Source organism: Luteimonas salinisoli (assembly GCF_013425525.1).
Taxonomy (GTDB): domain Bacteria; phylum Pseudomonadota; class Gammaproteobacteria; order Xanthomonadales; family Xanthomonadaceae; genus Luteimonas; species Luteimonas salinisoli.
This window is the reverse complement of sequence record NZ_JACCKA010000087.1, coordinates 78,692-97,423: the sequence shown is the minus strand read 5'-3', so window position 1 is coordinate 97,423 and position 18,732 is coordinate 78,692. Positions and strand designations below refer to the sequence as shown.

At 66.0% G+C, this 18,732-nt stretch carries 16 protein-coding genes; 3 read left to right on the top strand and 13 right to left on the bottom strand.

What is annotated here, in order from left to right:
* Position 1 precedes the first annotated feature (1 nt).
* On the bottom strand, positions 2–1,171 hold the full coding sequence (locus H0E84_RS16445) for an ATP-NAD kinase family protein (protein WP_180679727.1): 1,170 nt from the start codon (positions 1,169–1,171) through the stop codon (positions 2–4).
* Positions 1,172–1,624: 453 nt separating this feature from the next.
* Here H0E84_RS16445 and H0E84_RS16440 point away from each other — a divergent pair, with 453 nt between their 5' ends.
* Positions 1,625–4,363 carry an ATP-binding protein gene (locus tag H0E84_RS16440; RefSeq protein WP_219339792.1) on the top strand — a complete coding sequence of 913 codons (2,739 nt, stop codon included), beginning with the start codon at positions 1,625–1,627 and terminating at the stop codon, positions 4,361–4,363.
* A 43-nt stretch (positions 4,364–4,406) separates the two neighbouring features.
* On the opposite strand, the gene H0E84_RS16435 is transcribed toward H0E84_RS16440, so the two are convergent.
* From H0E84_RS16435 to H0E84_RS16400, 8 genes are all read right to left on the bottom strand, one after another.
* The gene (locus tag H0E84_RS16435; RefSeq protein WP_180679726.1) at positions 4,407–5,417 is read right to left on the bottom strand and encodes a zinc-binding alcohol dehydrogenase family protein; all 1,011 of its coding nucleotides are present in this window, start codon (positions 5,415–5,417) and stop codon (positions 4,407–4,409) included.
* Positions 5,418–5,631: 214 nt separating this feature from the next.
* Positions 5,632–6,603 (bottom strand): zinc-dependent alcohol dehydrogenase family protein, encoded by a 972-nt coding sequence (locus tag H0E84_RS16430; protein ID WP_180679725.1) that lies wholly within the window; start codon positions 6,601–6,603, stop codon positions 5,632–5,634.
* Between the two features lie 170 nt (positions 6,604–6,773).
* Positions 6,774–7,703 carry an alpha/beta fold hydrolase gene (locus H0E84_RS16425; protein WP_257644263.1) on the bottom strand — a complete coding sequence of 310 codons (930 nt, stop codon included), beginning with the start codon at positions 7,701–7,703 and terminating at the stop codon, positions 6,774–6,776.
* Between the two features lie 104 nt (positions 7,704–7,807).
* On the bottom strand, positions 7,808–8,701 hold the full coding sequence (locus H0E84_RS16420) for a pirin family protein (protein WP_180679724.1): 894 nt from the start codon (positions 8,699–8,701) through the stop codon (positions 7,808–7,810).
* On the bottom strand, positions 8,694–9,098 hold the full coding sequence (locus H0E84_RS16415; protein ID WP_180679723.1) for a MoaF-related domain-containing protein: 405 nt from the start codon (positions 9,096–9,098) through the stop codon (positions 8,694–8,696). Before H0E84_RS16415 ends, H0E84_RS16420 begins: the two co-directional genes overlap by 8 nt.
* Before the next feature lie 205 nt (positions 9,099–9,303).
* Entirely contained in the window at positions 9,304–9,975 is a 672-nt protein-coding gene (locus H0E84_RS16410) for a hydrolase (RefSeq protein ID WP_180679722.1), read from the bottom strand.
* A 270-nt stretch (positions 9,976–10,245) separates the two neighbouring features.
* On the bottom strand, positions 10,246–10,836 hold the full coding sequence (locus tag H0E84_RS16405) for a helix-turn-helix domain-containing protein (protein WP_180679721.1): 591 nt from the start codon (positions 10,834–10,836) through the stop codon (positions 10,246–10,248).
* 232 nt (positions 10,837–11,068) lie between these two features.
* Positions 11,069–11,755 (bottom strand): GOLPH3/VPS74 family protein, encoded by a 687-nt coding sequence (locus tag H0E84_RS16400; protein WP_180679720.1) that lies wholly within the window; start codon positions 11,753–11,755, stop codon positions 11,069–11,071.
* Between the two features lie 470 nt (positions 11,756–12,225).
* Between H0E84_RS16400 and H0E84_RS16395 the strand changes: the two genes are divergently transcribed.
* On the top strand, positions 12,226–14,967 hold the full coding sequence (locus H0E84_RS16395) for an ATP-binding protein (protein WP_219339791.1): 2,742 nt from the start codon (positions 12,226–12,228) through the stop codon (positions 14,965–14,967).
* A gap of 61 nt (positions 14,968–15,028) precedes the next feature.
* On the opposite strand, the gene H0E84_RS16390 is transcribed toward H0E84_RS16395, so the two are convergent.
* From H0E84_RS16390 to H0E84_RS16380, 4 genes are all read right to left on the bottom strand, one after another.
* Complete coding sequence (locus H0E84_RS16390) at positions 15,029–15,916, bottom strand: dihydrodipicolinate synthase family protein (protein ID WP_180679718.1); 888 nt, start codon at positions 15,914–15,916, stop codon at positions 15,029–15,031.
* A 30-nt stretch (positions 15,917–15,946) separates the two neighbouring features.
* Positions 15,947–16,795: an aldolase gene (locus tag H0E84_RS16385; protein ID WP_219339790.1), complete on the bottom strand. Its 849-nt coding sequence runs from the start codon at positions 16,793–16,795 to the stop codon at positions 15,947–15,949.
* 56 nt (positions 16,796–16,851) lie between these two features.
* A complete protein-coding gene (locus H0E84_RS20560) occupies positions 16,852–16,977 on the bottom strand; it encodes a hypothetical protein (RefSeq protein WP_257644262.1) in 126 nt (41 codons plus the stop codon).
* 135 nt (positions 16,978–17,112) lie between these two features.
* Positions 17,113–17,271 carry a LytTR family DNA-binding domain-containing protein gene (locus H0E84_RS16380; RefSeq protein ID WP_345776334.1) on the bottom strand — a complete coding sequence of 53 codons (159 nt, stop codon included), beginning with the start codon at positions 17,269–17,271 and terminating at the stop codon, positions 17,113–17,115.
* Here H0E84_RS16380 and H0E84_RS16375 point away from each other — a divergent pair.
* Positions 17,243–18,601 (top strand): alpha/beta hydrolase, encoded by a 1,359-nt coding sequence (locus H0E84_RS16375; protein WP_257644261.1) that lies wholly within the window; start codon positions 17,243–17,245, stop codon positions 18,599–18,601. The genes H0E84_RS16380 and H0E84_RS16375 overlap by 29 nt on opposite strands.
* The last annotated feature ends 131 nt before the right edge of the window (positions 18,602–18,732 follow it).

Sequence of the window (18,732 nt, the reverse complement as noted above, 5' to 3'; positions counted from 1 at the left end):
ATCAGGCCCGCACCTTGACCAGCGCTGTGCGGTTCGGACCGGTGATGACGGGGATGTGTCCGGTGAGCATCGCGTCGATCTCGGCGTCGCCGGTGTCGACCTGCAGCGCCCGGGTGGGCAGGTTGATCAGCTTCTCGACAGTCGATAGGACCTTGATCCCGTCGCGTCCCACCTTGCGGATGACCTCGGCGCTGATCTGCTGGTTGCCGCGCCCGAACAGGCTGCCCTGCCCGCCGAGCACGCTGACGATGATCTCGGCTTCATGCCCTTCGATGATTCGCAAAAGTGCCTGCTCATTGAGATCCAGGCCAACGGCCTGGCGGTCCAGGACCGCGTCGACACCCAACAGCGTGGAGGGGATGCCAAGTGCGTCTGCCAGACGCCGGGTGGTCGTTCCCGGCCCGAGTATGTAGACCCTGCCGTCGCGCATGCCCTCGGCCATTCGTCGCGCCACCGCGTCAAGTGTTTCGTTTTCGCCGGGGACCGAGCCTGCCTTTGCGTTCTGCACAAGGCGACGTTCGAATGGGCTCCGCGCATGACCATAAAGCTGTGCCGAGACGGTGCCGGCACGGATCGCATCCTCGTCCAGGTCCATGACTTCGGCATCGCGCAAGAGCGCGCGCGGGCTGCCAACCAGGAACAGCGCGGCGAGGTGACCGGCGTTGGCGGGCGTCGTGCCGAAGACGGCCGAGTGCATCTTTACGCCCGCAGGCACCCCCAGCATCGGTACCTGATGGCCGCTCGCGCCGAGGATGTCGCGCGCGGTGCCGTCGCCGCCCGCAAAGAGGATCAAGTCGACGCCCTGGTCCGCCATGGCTCTGGCGGCCTTTCGCGTGTCGATGCTGGTGGACGATCCGAGGTGTGAGCTCTCCAGCACGTTGGGCTCGATCCCGGCGTCGCGCACTACCTGCTCGCCCATTGGTCCGGCGACGGTTACGACGTCCACCTGCGACAACGAGGCGGTCAACCGGTCGACTGCCCTCGCTGCCCTTTCTCCTGCCATTGGACGGGCGCCGCGACGCATGGCTTCGTGGACGATCACATCCCCATCGGTGCCCTTCAGGCCAACGCTCCCGCCCATTCCCGCGACCGGGTTGACGATGAACCCCAGCAGGGGGCGGGTCCGGCCATGAACACGTGTGCGACTGGGCTCGGCCACTTCGGCAGTCATGTCGGCGCACTCCTCATGCCTCTGGACGGGAGGGAGGATGGGCAGGCCAGCCTCCTTGACGTCAGTGTCGAGCAGGAGGGAGCAGGGCGATTGTCGTTCTATACGGTGATTTGGATCGAACCACTGCCGGAAACGTCCTCCGATTCGCTTGCGAGAACAGAAGTGATCGTTCAACCCGTATCGAATCACGTGGACGTGGCTGTCATTCAGGCCGGCGGTGATCGACGCGGTTTCGCATCGATCATCTGCGCTGGCTCGCTGCGGTGCAGAAGCAGGTCGAATCCCCGCAAACGGCGTCGACGTGGCAGCAAATGGTTCGCCCCTGCGGGATCGTCCACACGTACGCGCTGCGCCTGCGTCCGCTTGACCGGGTTCGCATCGGCTAGAATCGGGTTGAAGACGACGTAGGCTCAACCGGTGGACTCGATGCGGTCTCGCGCTGGCGCACCACGGTTGTCTCTCCTGGGACGGCGCAAGGAGCGTGCGACGATCGAGCAGTTGCTGGCCCGGGCGCAGGTCGGGCAGGGTGGTGTACTCGTGGTTCGCGGGGAAGCAGGCATCGGGAAAACTGCGCTGCTCGACTATGCCCGCGCCACCGCGACGACATTGGGGTTCCGCGCGGAATACGCGGCCGGAGTGGAGTCCGAGACCCAGTTCGCGTTCTCGGGCCTGCACCAGTTGTGCGCACCGCTGCTGGACCGGGCAGCGGCGCTGCCCGGTCCACAGCAGACCGCATTGGGCGTGGCGTTCGGCCTGCGCGACGGTGCTGCGCCGGACCGGTTCCTGGTCGGGTTGGCAACCCTCAACCTGTTGGCCGAAGTCGCCGAGGAGGGCCCGTTGTTGTGCCTTGTCGAGGATGCGCAATGGCTGGACCAGGCGTCCGCTCAGGTCCTTGGGTTCGTTGCGCGGCGACTGGTCGCCGAGCGGATCGCGTTGGCATTCGCACTGCGTGACCCGGCCGACCGCGATATTGGCGCCTTCGCCGGATTGCCAGAACTGCCTCTGGACGGGCTCGGACAACAGGATGCGCGGGCGCTGCTGGCCGCTGCGGTCGGCGCGCCGCTCGACGACGTGGTGCGCGACCGGATTACCGCCGAGGCCCGTGGCAATCCCCTGGCGTTACTGGAATTGCCGCACAGCACATTGCCGGCCAAACTCGCCGGCGGCTTCGAGTTGCCCGACGTGTTGAGCGTTCCGCGCCGAGTCGAGGAGAGCTTCCGGCAGCGCTCGGACGGCCTGCCTGCCGATACGCAGTTGCTGCTGCTGGTCGCCGCGGCCGACCCGACCGGCGACGTGGCGTTGCTCTGGCAGGCCGCCGAGCACCTGGGGATCGCTCGCGAGGCGCTGGCGCCCGCGGAAACCGCCGGTCTGGTGCAGATCGACACCCGGGTGCGGTTTCGTCATCCGCTCGTGCGCTCGGCGGTTTACGCGGCCGCGATTCTACCCGATCAGCGCCGCGCACATCGCGTGCTGGCGGCCGTCACCGACCCCGGGATCGATCCAGACCGTCGTGCCTGGCACCGGGCGCAGGCCGTGCCGGGCACCGACGAGGACGCCGCCGCGGAGCTGGAACGCACGGCCGGACGTGCACGAGGCCGCGGCGGGCTGGCCGCGGCGGCCGCTTTCATGGAGCAGGCGGCCATGCTGACGCCCGAACCCGGCCGCCGTGCGACGCGCGCACTCGAAGCCGCTTACGCCAGGCACGACGCCGGCGCATCCGAAGCCGCCAAGGCATTGCTTGCGGCCGCGGAGGCAGGGCCGCTGGATCCGCTGCAACGCGCTCGCCTCCAGTTGCTGCGCGCCCAGATCGCCTTCCATACCACTCGCGGGACCGACTCGCCGAGGCTACTGCTCAATGCGGCCAGGACACTTGATCCGCTGGATGCTGCGCTCGCCCGCGACACTTATCTGGATGCCATTGACGCTGCCCTGATCAACGGCGGCCACGATGCGGTCCGTGTTGCCACTGCTGCCCGGGAGGTTCCCGACGCCGCCGTGCCGCCTCGGCCCTCGGACCACCTCTTGGACGCGCTCGCGAGGACGTTCACGGCTGGGTATGCAGCCGGGGTCCCGGCACTCAAAGTCGCGTTGGAGGCGTTCCGCGACGACATGGACAAGGACCGGAGGAACGGGGGCCGGAGTGACCGCTGGCTGTGGCTGGCCGCTCGCAACGCCGTTGGGATCCTGGACGACGAGCTTGCTCACGCGATGGCCAGCCGTCACGTGCAGCAGGCTCGCGAAACCGGCGCCTGGTTGACACTGCACGCTGCCCTCAGCTCCTTGGCCAACGTCTTGATCCTGGCCGGCGAGCTTACCCGCGCTGGAGAGTTGGCCGCCGAATCCACGGCGATCGCCGAGGCTACGGGCTCGGTGCCTCTCACGCATACCCGCATCGCGCTTGCCGCGTGGCGCGGCGATGCTGGCGCGGCTACCCAGCTGAACGAAGCCATCCTGCGACGCCTCTCCGACCCCGATGGCGACACGGAGGTCGCGGTCGCCCAGTACGCGATGGCCGTGCTGCACAACGGTCTGGGCAACTACGCTCAGGCGCAGGCCGCGGCGAGGCGGGCCTGCGAGACGGACGAGCTGGGGCTCACCAACATCAGCCTGCCGGAGCTGGTCGAGGCGGCCGTGCGTGCTGGCCAACCAGACATCGCGGCAGGCGCCCTGGAGCAGCTCGGCTCGCGCGCGCTCGCCTGCAACACATCCTGGGCACTCGGGCTCGCAGCCCGCTGCCGAGCGCTGACGAGCGCCGGGCCAGTCGCCGAAGGGCACTATCGCGAGGCGCTCGAGCGGCTGGGTCAATCCCGGATGGCCGGCGAGACCGCACGCGCCCATCTCGTCTACGGCGAGTGGCTGCGCCGTGAAGGCCGCCGCCGGGATGCCCGTGAGCAGCTACGGACCGCCCACCAGCTGCTCTCGGACATGGGCGCCGAGGCCTTCGCCGGCCGTGCCGCCCGCGAGCTGCGGGCCGCCGGGGAGAAACCGCGGAAACGCACAGCCAAGCCGACGGACGCACTCACCGCCCAGGAGCTGCATATCGTCCGGTTGGTCGCCACGGGGGCGACGAACCGGGAGGTCGGCGCCCAGTTGTTCCTGAGCCACCGTACGATCGAAGCCCACCTGCGCAGCATCTTCCACAAGCTGGACATCACCTCCCGCCGGCAGATCAGGGACGTCGAGCTTCCCTGACACAACGGCCGCGAGTGGCAATCGGGTCTGGTGAGTGCTTTTCTCAGCCCAGTGAAACGTTGAACACCCTCTTGCCAATCGCAGTTCCTGCGCGAAGCTCTTGATGCGTGACGTCCAGGGTTCCCGCGTCCAGGTTGCGCACCGGGCCGTTGACCGTGCTTTTCAGGACACCCGCATCCACGAGTTGTGCAACCCGATGAAGCAGGCGTCCTTGCTCGTGCAGGTCATCCGTTTCGTACAGGCTGCGGGTGAACATCAGCTCCCAGTGGATCGAAATGCTCTTGTGCTTGAAGACCCCGATGTCGAGATGGGCAGGATCATCGGTCAGGCTGAATGCTCCCTGCGGGGCGAGGATGTCCGCGCTCCTGGCCACGTGTTCACCGCTGGCGGTCAGGCTTGCCACGTAGTCCACGGCGTGCACGTTCAATGCGCTGAGCTGCTCCCGCCAATCGGCGCGCGGGTCGATCACATGGTGTGCGCCCAATCCACGCACCCACTGGACACTCTCCGGGCGGGACGCCGTGGCGATCACCTTGAGATTCGCGACCCTGGCAGCCAATTGCACCATGGTCGATCCAACGCCTCCGGCTCCTCCGACGACCAGGATGGACTTCTGATGACTTGGCGTCGTCAAGTGGGTCCGGAACCGGTCGAACAGGATCTCCCATGCCGTGATGCTGGCCAACGGAAGTGCTGCAGCTTCCTCGAAGCCGAGGCTTGAAGGCATGTGGCTGACGATACGTTCATCGACCGCCTGGAATTCGGCGTACGCGCCCTCTCGTTCGATGTTTCCGGCGTACCAGACCCTGTCGCCGGGTTTGAAACCGCGCACATTGCCCCCAACGCTGTGGACAACACCGGTGGCGTCCCAGCCAAGTATCCGCTTGTCGCCAGGCGCCATTCCATCCCTTACTTTGTAATCGACGGGGTTGGCTGCAACGGCCTTGACCTTGACCAGCACGTCGCGCTCTCCGACTTCGGGTGCCGGGACATCCAGATGGACGAGACGCGTCGTTTCTGAGCCGGATTCCCGGACTGCCGCGAGAGCTTTCATGATGGATCCTTGTTCCTATCGGTATGAAGGTAAGTGCGGAAGCACGTGTTCTGCGATCTCTTCACGGACTTCCGGCGCTGGCCTTGAGCCGTACTTGAAGCTGGTGACGATTGAATGCACGGCGAAAGCCGGGGTGCTCGGAACGGGTATTCCCGGTTGTCATCGAGGTGATGCCTCGCTGGCCCTGGCGGAGGGACTGTTCCGGGCGTGCTAGTCAGGAGACCGAGATCACCACTTTTCCCTGGAGCGGCTTGCCGTCGACCTCATGTCGCTCCAGGGCGGTATGGGCTTCCGGGATTTGCGCAAGCGAGAATCGGGCGCCGATGACCGGGCGGACGCGGCCGCTTTCCAGCAGGGTCTTGAGAGCCTGCAACTTGCCCCGGTTCTGGCGAGTGAAGACAAAGTGGTACTCGGCATTCACGCCCCAGGCTGCAAGGAGGTTCTGTGGAGTAGCTAGATCCACAAGCGTCACGACCCGGCCGCCGTCGCCGAGTACGTGAGGTGATTGACTCAGCGTCATGCCACCTATCGTGTCGAGCACCACGTTCAGCCCCTTGCTGCCCGTCAAGCTGGCGATCTCGTCCGTGTAGTCCTTGCTGGTGAAGTCGATGGCGTGGTCCGCGCCCAGCTCGCGCACGAACCCGAGGTCCCTGGGCAGGCAGGTCGTGTAGACCGTTGCGCCCATCGCCTTGGCCATTTGTACCGCGATGGAGCCCACGCCTCCCGCACCCCCATGAACCAGCAGGGATTCCGCCGGGAGCAACTTTGCCCGTGTCACGAGGGCTTCCCAGGCCGTTCCGCCAACGAGCGTCGTGGATGCAGCTTCTTCGTGCGACAGGTTCACAGGCTTGTGGGTGACCAATGCTTCCGGAACGACGTTGTACTCGGCATAGGAACCCCCTCTCGGATCGAAGATCCTGGGGGTATAGAACACCTCGTCGCCGACTTTGAAGTCAGCGACCCCGGGGCCCACCTTTTCAACCACGCCCGAGACGTCATGGCCGGTGATGGCGGGGAGCGGCACATGCTCCGGATAGTCGCCGCGGCGAATCTGGTAGTCGAGGGGGTTGATGGCAGTGGCCATCACGCGCACAAGCAGCTCGCCGATACCCACTTCCGGAACCGCCACGTCCTGCAGCTCGAAGCCTTCAGGGCCACCAAACTTCGTAAGAACGATCGCTTTCATTTCAGTATCTCTCCGTGAAGGTTGGGGATTGAACATGTGGCCCGCGACACTCACCCACGGCACGCTGGCCGGACAGGGGCGGCGGTCGGCATGAGGTATCCCGGATGGCGCGCGTCGAGACGAATTCGCATGCGAGGAGGCCCGACATTCCCTGTCAGGCCGTGCTTTCGTCATTCCTGCAGAAACCGCAGCAGGTCGTCGTTGAGCCGATCCTTGTGGGTATCCGCGATCCCATGCGGCCCGTCGGGATAGACAATCAGCCGTGCACCGCTGATCAGCGCGGCGGACGCGCGAGCGGACGAGTCGACCGGTACGATCTGGTCGTCGCCGCCGTGGATGACGAGCGTCGGCACATCGAACTTCGCCAGGTCGGCACGGAAATCGGTCGCCGAGAACGCCGCGATGGAGTCGAACGTGTTCTTGTGCCCGGCCTGCATGCCTTGCACCCAGAACGACTGGATCAGGCCGTGGTCGGGCGTGGCGCCGGGACGGTTGAAGCCGAAGAACGGACCCGAAGCGATGTCGAGATACAGCTTGGAGCGGTTCGCGAGCGAGTCCTCGCGCATCCCGTCGAAGACCTCGATCGGCAGGCCGCCCGGATTGTCCGCGGTCCGCAGCATCAGTGGCGGCACCGCGCTCACCAGCACCGCCTTGCCCACACGCGCGGTGCCGTGGCGGCCGATGTAGCGCGCGACTTCGCCGCCGCCGGTTGAGAATCCGACCAGGGTGACGTCCTCGAGATCGAGCGCTTCGATCACGGCTGCCAGATCGTCGGCGTAGTGATCCATGTCGTTGCCATGCCAGGGCTGGCTGGAGCGACCGTGTCCGCGACGGTCGTGCGCGACCACGCGATAGCCGTGGTTCGCGAGGAACAGCATCTGCGATTCCCAGCTGTCGGAGTTCAGTGGCCAGCCGTGGCTGAAGGTGACGACTGGGCCATCCTTGGGGCCCCAGTCCTTGTAGTAGAGCTGCACGCCATCGCGGGTGGCGATGGTGTTGGCGGTGACGGTCATCGGGGTCTCCTTGGCGGGTGAGCTAGCTTGGGCGACGCTGCCCGGCTGCAGCGAGATGGCCAACAGGCCGGCGACGAAGGGACGCATCGAAAAGCTCATGGCAATTCCTCGGTCAATGGATGCCTTGCTTCGGGGCCATGGCATCAAGGGCCTCCGGGACGGGAAGCAGGGCAACGCGGAGAAGGGAGTGCTCACGACATGGCCGTCGCAGGCGGGTTGGGTTCTGCAGGCAGGGGAATGAACTCGGCGTCGTCCGCATCGGGCAATTTCATTCGGCCCGCCTTCCAGTCCGCCGCGGCCTGCGCGAGCCGATCCCTGGACGAGGACACGAAGTTCCAATAGAGGAAGCGTTCGCCGACGGGCTCACCGCCCAGCAGCATCACCGACGAGCGCTCGACTGCCCGTATCCAGGCGGGACGCCCGCCGAGGACCAGCATTCTGCCGGCACCGTAGGTGACGCCACCCAGTTCGATCGCGCCGGTTGCGATGTACACCGCACGCTCGCGATGGCCGCCCGGAACCTCCGCCGTTGCGCCGCGCTCCATGTCCAGGTGTACGTAGAACTGGGGCGAATGGGTGGCGACGCCGGAAGTCAGCCCGTAGGCGCTGCCGGCGATGACCTGTCCATGTATTCCGCCATCGCTCCACTGCGGCAGGTCGGCGCAGGCGTGGTGGGAGAAGCCGGGCGCCGTTTCCTCGAACTCGACCGGCAACGCGACCCAGGCCTGGATGCCGTGCAGATGATCGCCATGGGCGCGTGCGTGTTCGAATCGTTCACTGTGGGTGATGCCGCGGCCGGCGGTCATCCAGTTGACCTCCTTCGGGCGGATCGCCTGTTCGTAGCCCAGGCTGTCGCGATGCATCATCTCGCCGGAGAACAGGTAGGTCACCGTGGACAGGCCGATGTGCGGATGCGGCCGAACATCGATGTCGCGGCCCACGCCGACCGGCACGTCCACGGGTCCGATATGGTCGAAGAAGACGTACGGGCCCACCATGCGGCGCTTCGAGAATGGCAGCACGCGACCGACTTCCATCCCGCCACCGAGGCTGCGGCGGCGCTGCTCGATGATCAGTTCAACCATGTCGTGTCTCCGTTTGCTGGTGGTTTGCGACGTTCAGGACCGGCTGGGAGCGCGCGCCCTCGTCGCCGGCGACATCGGAGGGCCTGGTGATCGTGAAGGTTCCGGTCATTCGCCGTAGCTCGCCGCTGGACAGCGCTGCGAATGAATGGACCAGGTGCCGATCGTGGTCCTGGATGCTGGCGACGGCCGCGCCGTTCTTTTCCTGCCAGCTGACGGCGAAAAGACCGTTGCCGAGCGGCAGGACGTCGATGTCCACGACCTCGGCCCGCGCGAACGGCCCTTCCCTGATTTCGAACTTCAGTTGCGTCGTCGACAGCAGGGTCAGGCTGACCTGGAACTCCGGATAGGAGACGTCCATTTTCATTCCGACGGGAAAGCGATCCAGCGACATCGTCATGTCTCTCTCCGGGTGGTATTGAGGGCCGCCAACGATCCATCGCATGCCGGTAGGCGACGTAGCCAATCGAAGCAATGCATGCCCTCTGGTTAAGGCTGGCCGCTCGCGGCGCGCAATCACGGATTGCACCTGCCGGATCGCGGGTTGCGGAGCGCGTTCCGCGGAAGGGGCGGCGGAGTCCGAGGACGCTCCGCCACCCACCGGATCAATCCTTGGCCGGCACTGGTGTATTGAGCAGTTGCTGCTCCCACAGGAACGCGATGCCACTGCCGGCTGCGTGCTGGATCACCACATCGTTCAACGCCATGGCGGTTTCGGACCGGGCCCAATCCCGCTGCCACTCGGAAGCCACCGCCAGCCAGGTCATCAGGTTCACGCCGGCCGCGGCCATGCGCTGGATCGCCACCTTGTGGGCTTCGACCGACGTCGCCCCGGATGCATCGGTGACTGCGGTCACGTCCCAGCCTTCGCCAGCGGCCTGGATCGCCGGCATCGCAACGCAGACTTCGGTCCACAAGCCGGCGATGATCAGCTGCTTGCGACCGGTTGCCTTGACCAGGTCGACCACCTTCTTGTCTTCCCAGGTGTTGATGAACGTGCGGTCGATCACTTCCTGGTCGGGAAACACGCTGGTGATCTGCGGGAAGATCTTGCCGCCGCGATCTTCGATCACGCTGGTCAGGATGGTGGGGATGTCGAACACCTTCGCGGCCTTGGCCAGGCCGGCCGCATTGTTGACGGCCATGTGCGGATCGTGGCTGTTGAGATTGCTGAGCTGGTAGGGCTGGTGATCGATCAGGACCAGTACCGAGTCTTCGGGACGAAGAAGCGAAGAAAGTCCGTTACGGAAAGTGGCGGTGCCGGGCTTGGTGGTCATGCGATTGGACTCCTCGCGGTTCAGGGGATGGGAAGGGGACAACGTCGTTCTCCTTGGCATCCAGTGTCGACCGCCGAGGCGAAGAGTGATTGCCTTTTCATACGGTGATTTGTACGAAAGCATCGTCTGACCATTCCCCGGTCAGGGAACATCGCCCCAACTCGTCGATGCTTGATGCCAGTAGTCCAAGGGAAGGCACGCGGCACAGCTGCAGCACATAGATCTACCCGTGAGTAGCAGAGTGCATACGGTCCAGGATGAAAGGAATCGCTACCCGTCGGCCATGCGGCGATCGGCTTCCTGATCATCGCGGGCCAAGTCGGCATGTCGCCGGCGCCAAGCCATGGGGGTGTCGCCGACGAGGCGACGGAACACTCGAGTCAGGTGCGCCTGATCGCACATCCCGCAGGCCAGCGCGATCTGGCACATCGAGTCCTCCGTCGTCAGCAGCAGCCGCTGCGCCAACTGAACCCTCTGGCCAGCGACGTAGGTCATCGGCGCCTGGCCGAAGCTTTGCTTGAATGCGCGGGAAAAATGGCTTGCGCTGAGACGAGTGAGCGCAGCGAGATCCTTGATCCGGATCGATGACTCCAGATGTGCCTCGATGTACGCGACGGTATGGCGGACCTGCCAGCCGGCCAGTCCGCCGTGGAGACAAGCGGACGGACGGGAGGCGGGAGCAGGGTCTTCGTGCAGGAGGTCCAGCGCCCTCGCGACGCAGGTTCTCGCGAATTCGCGATCGGATCGCAGTGCTGCTTTGGCGTCGTTCAACAATACCGCGACTTCGCCAGGGTCCTTGCTGTAGTCGACAGGTGCACCGATCTGCTCTGCCGAGCGGGCCGTTTCGACGTTGGGAGTCATTGAATCGGTCATGGCGGAGTGAGGATCGCGCAGGTGGCGGGACGTTCGCGTCGGTCGAAGTCCCTGTGTCCCCGCCGGTCCTCACCGTGCTGCCGTGTAGGTGTCGGGAGCGCCGCGGGAAACGCGGCTTGGACTTGGTTGGTCGCGATAGTGCTGGGCGCACAGCTGCCCCGTTCGCCGCAGGGGGAACGTCGACAGACCACGTCTCGGGTGCGCCACCGTTGCGGGGGCGTCAGCCAGGCCCGCTGTCCGGGGGGGCCGCGGAGGCTGCGATAGCGCCGATCATCGCGGCTGTAGCGCGTGCGACCGGTTTGGTGGCGCCCTCGGCGCTCCAGGCGCCACGTCCAAGTTGCCGGGCGCGCGCGATGACGACCGGACTCCTGGGGATCTCCGGTTCGAACTGGTGGAGCGTTCCGCTTCCCCACATCAATGCTGCCAGCGCGGCGACACGAGGCGTCGGTTCCACACCGTCCACGAGGACGTTGCGGACCTCTCCGATGAGGCCGGACCTGCGTCCGTTTCCTCCGTCCTTGAGGGTAGTTGTCTTGAGCATGCCGAGCACTTTTCCGTTTTGCTCACGGATGTCGCCTCGCGCAATGAGTCGCTCCAGAAGGGGCTGGCGGAGTGCCGGCCCGATCGCGGCGATCATGCTCTTTACCGCGCGCGGCTTTTGCGCGGCATAGTCCCACGCCGAGCGCAGAATCTCGTCCGACGGCGCCCTCCCTACGACCGCCTCCACACTTGTGGAGCCGGTTGGGGTCGTTGTGGTCGTCGCGCTTTCATTGAAGGCGAGTTCTGCCAGCACGGCCCCGGCCAGAACGTAGTAGAGGGTGTTCTCGCCGGCGATGGCACCGGAGTCGGGTTGGAACAGCACAAGCAGAAGATCCTCCGCAAGGGTAGGGGGACTGGGATTCTTCATCGACGGTTCCTTATCTTGTATGCCTCGATCGGTCGATGGTGGCCGTGTCGTGGATCGAGTCGAGGAAAGTACGTTGCGGGTTGTCGCTTCAGCAGTGATGAATCCAAGCACTGCCTCCTTGCCAGTGATTTCGGCGCGAGCAGCCGTTCTCACCTCCTGACCCGGCCCTGGCCAGCGAACGGAATGTCGTCAGGATCGCGCCAGTGGCGGAATGTTCGCGTCGGTGAAAGTCCCCTATGTCTTCGCCGGTGGTCACTGTTCTGGTACGTAGGGACGGGCTGCCGGCCTCGGCTCGCTTGGATCGCGCCGGGACGGCGTGGCCCCAGGTCGTTCTGTCCCCGCGGGAACGTCCACCCGTGCGCGCTGCGCCCACCGTCTGCCGGGTCGGATTGGGATCGGCTAGAATCGGGTTGACAACGAGGTAAGCTGGACCGGTGGACTCGATGGGGCCTCGCGCTGGCGTACCACGGTTGTCTCTTCTGGGACGGCGCAATGAGCGCGCGACGATCGAGCAGGTGCTGGCCCGGGCACAGGCCGGGCAGGGCGGTGTGCTCGTGATTCGCGGTGAAGCCGGCATCGGGAAAACGGCGCTGCTCGAGGATGCCCGCGCCACCGCGACGGCAATGGGGTTCCGAGCGGAGTACGCGGCCGGCGTGGAATCCGAGACCCAGTTTGCGTTCGCGGCCCTGCACCAGCTGTGCGTACCGCTGCTGGACCGGGCTGCTGCGCTGCCGGACCCGCAGCAGGCCGCCTTGGGCGTGGCGTTCGGCATACGCGACGGTGCTGCGCCAGATCGGTTCCTGGTTGGGTTGGCGACCCTCAACCTGTTGGCCGAGGTCGCCGAGGAGGGCCCGCTGTTGTGCCTTGTCGAGGATGCGCAATGGCTGGACCAGGCATCCGCGCAGGTCCTTGCGTTCGTTGCGCGGCGACTGGTGGCCGAGCGGATCGCGCTGGTGTTCGCGCTGCGCGACCCCACCGATCGTGATGTTCGCCCCTTCGTCGACTTGCCCGGGCTGCGGCTGGATGGACTCGGACAAAAGGACGCGCGGACGCTGCTGGCCGCTGCGGTCGGCACACCGCTCGACGACGTGGTGCGCGACCGGATCGTGGCCGAGGCGCGCGGCAACCCCCTGGCGCTACTGGAGCTGCCCAAGAGCGCACTGCCGTCGCTGCTGGCCGGCGGTTTCGAGTTGCCCAGCGCGCTGAGCGTACCGCGCCGCGTCCAGGACAGCTTCCAGCAGCGCTCGGGCAGCCTGCCTGTCGATACGCAGTTGCTGCTGCTGGTGGCCGCGGCCGACCCGACCGGTGACGTGGCATTGCTCTGGCAGGCTGCCGAGCACCTGGGGATTGCGCGCGAGGCGCTGGCGCCCGCGGAGACCGCCGGCTTGGTGGAGATCGATACTCGGGTGCAGTTTCGTCATCCGCTCGTACGATCGGCGATCTACACGGCCGCGGCCCCGCCCGACCAGCGCCGGGCGCACAGGGTGCTGGCCGCCGTCACCGACCCCGGGATCGATCCCGATCGACGCGCCTGGCACCGGGCGCAGGCGGTGCTGGGCACCGACGAGGAAGCCGCCGCGGAACTGGAGCACACGGCCGGACGTGCACGTGCCCGCGGCGGGCTGACCGCGGCGGCCGCGTTCATGGAGCAGGCGGCCATGCTGACGCCTGAACCCGGCCGTCGTGCGACACGCGCGCTCGAAGCCGCGTACGCCAGGCACGACGCCGGTGCACCCGAAGCCGCCATGGCGTTGCTGGCGATCGCGGAGGCAGGGCCGCTGGATCCGCTGCAACGCGCTCGCCTCCAGCTGCTGCGCGCCCAGATCGCCTTCCACCTGACGCGCGGCAGCGAGGCGCCGGGAACGCTGCTCGACGCGGCCAGGACGCTCGCTCCGCTGGACGCAGCGCTCGCCCGCGAGACCTACCTGCATGCACTCGAGGCATCCTTCCACGCCGGTCGCCTGGCACCCGGCCGCGCGTTGCTGGAGGCGGCCGAGGCTGCGCGGAACGCGCCGCCATCGCCCACGCCGCCGCGGCCGGTCGATCTCCTGCTGGACGGACTGGTTGCGCGATATACACAAGGCTACGAGGCGAGCGTTCCCAGTCTGCAACGCGCCCTCGCATCGCTGCGCAACGACGGCTCCGGTTCTGACAACGACCACGGACGTTGGCTGTGGCTCGCCTGCCATGTCGGTGCCATGCTGTGGGACGACGAGTCGATTTATATGCTGGCCGACCGCGCGGTCCGACTCGCCCGCGAAGCCGGCGCGCTGCCCACGCTTCCCGCGGCACTCAATGCCTTAGCGTTGGCGTTGGAGCTTACCGGAGAGCTTGCGCGTGCCTCCGAGTTGATCGCGGAGCAGGATGCGATCACGCGGGCAACAGGTGCCCCGCCCCTCCCCAACTCAAAGCTCGGACTGGCCGCCTGGCGCGGCAGGCAGCATGAGACTTCGCAGCTCATCGCGACAACGATCGCGGAGGCAACGGCGCGAGGTGAGGGCCTCGTCGTCAGCAGCACCGAACTTTCGCTCGCCTACCTGCACAACGGACTGGGCAATTATGACAGCGCCCTTGGTGCCGCGACGTCGCTGTTCGAGTTCGACGAGTTGGCCCATAGCAGCTTTGCGCTGCCCGAGCTGATCGAGGCAGCCGTTCGTGCTGGCCAACCGGAGCAGGCCGCTGCCGCGCTGGACCGGTTGACCTCGCGAGCCAGCGCCAGTGGCACCCAGTGGGCACTCGGAATGGCGGCTCGTTCGCGGGCGCTGACCTCCACTGGGCCGGACGCCGAAGACCACTACCGCGAGGCGATCGAGCGTCTTGCAAACTGCCGGATGGCGACCCATCTCGCCCGCGCCCATCTCGTCTACGGCGAGTGGCTACGCCGCGCAGGCCGCCGCCAGGATGCCCGTGAGCAGCTCCGGACTGCCCACCAGCTGTTCTCGGAAATGGGGACAGAAGCCTATGCCGACCGTGCCGCCCGCGAACTGCGGGCCACCGGGGAGAACGCGCGCAAACGTACTGCCCAGCCGACCGACGCACTCACCGCCCAGGAGCTGCACATCGCAAGGTTGGTCGCCACCGGGGCGACCAACCGGGAGGTCGGCACCCAACTGTTCCTGAGCCCCCGCACGATCGAAGCCCACCTGCGCAGCATCTTCCACAAGCTGGACATCACCTCCCGCCGGCAGATCAAGGACCTCCAGCTTCCCTGACACGATCGACGCGAGCAGCAGTCGTGCCAGAGGAGGAGGCTCGACATTTCCTGGAACGGCATCAACGCAGGGCTTTGAGGAGCTTTTCAAGATTGACGCGCCCAGTCTCGTCCAGCGGGAACACCGGCAACCGCGGATCGCCGACTTCCAGCCCGGTGGTGCGCAATCCGGCCTTGATCGTCGCCGGCAAGCCACCCTTGAGAATGAAGTCCAGCAGCGGCAACTGGCGATAGAACAGTTCGCGAGCCTTGCTCAAGTCGTTGGCCCGTACGGCCTCGTACAAGTCGAGGTTGAGCTGCGGAATGAGGTTCGGCGCCGCGGTGCACCAGCCCTTGGCGCCGGCGGCAAAGGCTTCCAGGGCCAAGGGGTTGGAGCCGTTGTAGAAGGGCACCTGTCCCTCGCCGCGATGCTGCAGTTGGTGCATGCGCTGGATGTCGCCAGTGCTCTCCTTGACCATGGTCACGTTCTCCACGGCGCCGACGATCCGCAGGATCAGGTCCACCGACATGTCGGTGCCACTGGTGGCCGGGTTGTTGTAGAGCATGATCGGCACGCCGATGCTGTCGCCGATGGCGCGGTAGTGGGCCAGGATTTCCGCTTCGCTGAGTTTCCAGTAGGACGTCGGCAGCACCATCACCGCGTCGGCGCCCTGGGCTTCGGCGAAACGGGCCCTGCGCACTGCCTTGGCGGTGGTCAGGTCGGATACGCTGACGATGGTCGGCACGCGTTTGGCGACGCGCTTGATGCTGAATTCGCTGACCTGCTCCCATTCCGCGTCGCTCAGATAAGCGCCTTCGCCGGTGCTGCCCAGAGGCGCGATGGCATGCACGCCGCCGTCGATCAGGCGGTCGATGGCGCGCCCGAGTGCAGCCAGTTCGAGGCCCTCGCCATCGGCGGTGAAAGGTGTGATGGTGTAGCCGATGATGCCGTGAATATCGGGACTGGGCATGGTGGCGCTCCGTAAAAGAAGGGTCTGGATTCAGTTCAGGCAATCGGCGTGTTGCCGCAGGATCCGCCGCGTGTAGTAGTTGAAGGCGGCGGCGTGGCGTTTGGGACGTGCGATCCAGTCATGCGCCTCCCGGCCGAGCTTGGGGATGATCGGCTTGATGGTTCCCGCACCCATCGCCAGCAGTTGCAGCTTCGCCGCGCGCTCGATCAGTAGGGCAATCACGCAGGCTTCCTCGATGGAAGCGCCAGTGGACAGCTGCCCGTGGTGCGAAAGCAGGATCGCCCGCTTGTCGCCCAGGGCGCCGGCGATCAGGTCGCCTTCCTCGTTGCCCACGGGCACACCCGGCCAGCCCTGGAGAAACGCGCAGTCTTCGTAGAGCGGGCAGAGATCCATATGGGAAATCTGCAGCGGTACTTCCAGCATCGACAACGCCGCGATGTGGAGCGGGTGGGTGTGAATGATGCAGTTCACGTCTGGCCGGGCGCGGTACACCCAGCTGTGGAAACGATTGGCCGGGTTGGCCATGCCGTGGCCTTCCAGCACTTCCAGGTCTTCGTTCACCAGCAGCAGATTGTCCGCGGTGATTTCGTCGAAGCCCAGACCCAGTTGCTGGGTGTAGTAGGTGCCAGGCTGCGGGCCGCGGGCGGTGATCTGCCCGGCCAGACCGGAGTCGTGGCCGTTCTCGAACAGGATGCGGCACGTGAGGGCCAGTTTTTGCCGATCTGTCCACGTGCTGTCCGCGAGGTTGTTTTGCATCTGGGTCAGTGCTTTCTTGACCAGCTGCTCTTTGGGTAGTGCCAATGTCTTGGCCATTTCGTTGCTCTTTCTCCTGCTGTCGGACGGGCGCCGCGAAGCATGGTCGCGATCGCCGTCGATCAACGCGCACCTCACTCGTTAGCGCATTGGTGTCTCCGAGACATGCGCCAAGTCGTCTGTCATCGCAGGTCGCTGTGCGTGATGCCACCGCCTGCGATCATTCCGCCGGCTTCTCTGTCGAGACGGGTCTTGGTGGTCATCTGCATGCGCTCCTCATGGCCTAGGATCGGTGGGAGGATGAGCATGTCGGCCTCCTTGACGTCAGTGTCGATCAGGAGGGCGCAAAGCGATTGTCGTTCTGTACGGTGACTTGGATTAAACCGCCATCGGAAACGCTTTCGTCGATCTGAGGCGGCCCCTGCGTCGACGCCGGCCGATGACTAGCCCAGAGCAAGCTCGCGGCGCATGGTGGCGACATGGGCGCGGCCCACCGGCAGTTCCTTCCCATTCGCCATGACCAGCCAGTAGCGGCTGCCTGAAGCGGCATGGAGGGACCGGACATGGCGCAGATTGACCAGGCAGGAACGGTGGCAGCGCACGAAATCGGGCGGCAGCACGGCACGCGGGCCGCGCTGGCCGGTGTTCGACCAGGTTCGGCGCGAAACCGACGTGTTGCTGTTCGACCAGCGGGGTACCGGATTGTCCGATCGCCAGCCTCCGTGCCCATACATCCAGCGCTTCGATGACGCCAAGCCACTGGACCGCGAAGCTGCGCTGGCGGCGCTGCGCCGCACGGCCGCCCGATGCATCGCCCATTGGCGGGAGGAGGGTGTCGACCTGGCCGCCTACACCACTGCCGAGAGCGCCGCCGACATCGAAGACCTGCGGCGCGCGCTTGGCGTGCCGCGGATCAGCCTGTGGGGCATGAGCTACGGCACCCACCTGGCCCTGGCAAGCCTGCGCCTGCATGGTGCGGGCATCGAACGCGCGGTGTTGATCGGCGTGTTGATCGGCGTCGAAGGGCCGGACGACACGCTGAAACTCCCGCTTTCGGCGGACACGGTGCTGGCGGACCTCGCCGCCGTCGCCCGCGATCAGGGGTTCGAAGACCTGACCGGGATGCCCCGGCGCATGCTGGCCAGGCTAAGCCAGGAACCCGTAGTAGGGCGCAGCGTCATGCACCGGGGCAGGGAAGTGGCTCTGGGCGCCTACGACGCGCAGCTGGCGATCGCGGCCGCGCTCGGGCGGCGATCTACCCAGCAGATGCTGCCGTTGCTCCTGCGTGACGCCGAACAGGGGGACTACGACCTGCTGGCAACCCTGGTGCTCGCGGTGCGCGAGGAGCTCGGCGAGTTCCGCGCCATGCCGCTGGCGATGGACGTGGCATCCGGGCACAGCCCGCATCGACGCGCCACGGCCGAGGCGCAGGCAAAGGAAAGCCTGTTCGGCGATGCGCTGAACTTTCCTTCCCCGATGATCGGCGAGGGCCTGGGACTCGTGGATCTCGGCGACGCATTCCGTGCTCCCCTGCGGAGCGACGTTCCGGCGCTGTTCGTCAGCGGTACGCTCGATGGCCGCACACCGCCGGCGAACGCGGAGGTGCTAGTGCCAGGCTTCAGCGCCGCCACGCACTTGCTCGTGCGCGGCGCCAGTCATGACGACGAACTGTGGCTGGGCAACCCGAACATAGCTGCACATGTAGCCGGCTTCCTTGCGGGGCGGCCAGTGATCGATGCGGAGCTGGAAGTGCCGCCTCCGGCAATGGCCCAAGGAAAACTAGACTTGCTGATGCAGAAACTTGGAGTCGGCCGAGGAACGGCGTTGGTCGCGCTAGGGATGTTGGTGATATTCGGTATTGTCGTAATGACGCTGCTGATGAGGTGGCGACGTAGCCATCGGTTTCGCGTGCATGTGAGCGGGCCGCCGTGACGATTAGGGATGTTTATCAGGGGTAGGAAGTGGCGTCTTCTAACCTGACAGGGTAGAACACAAAGTCGATTCCTACTGGCAAAAAGGGGGCCCAGCTATGCGTACGGAAGAGGAGATGGACTTGTGGATCT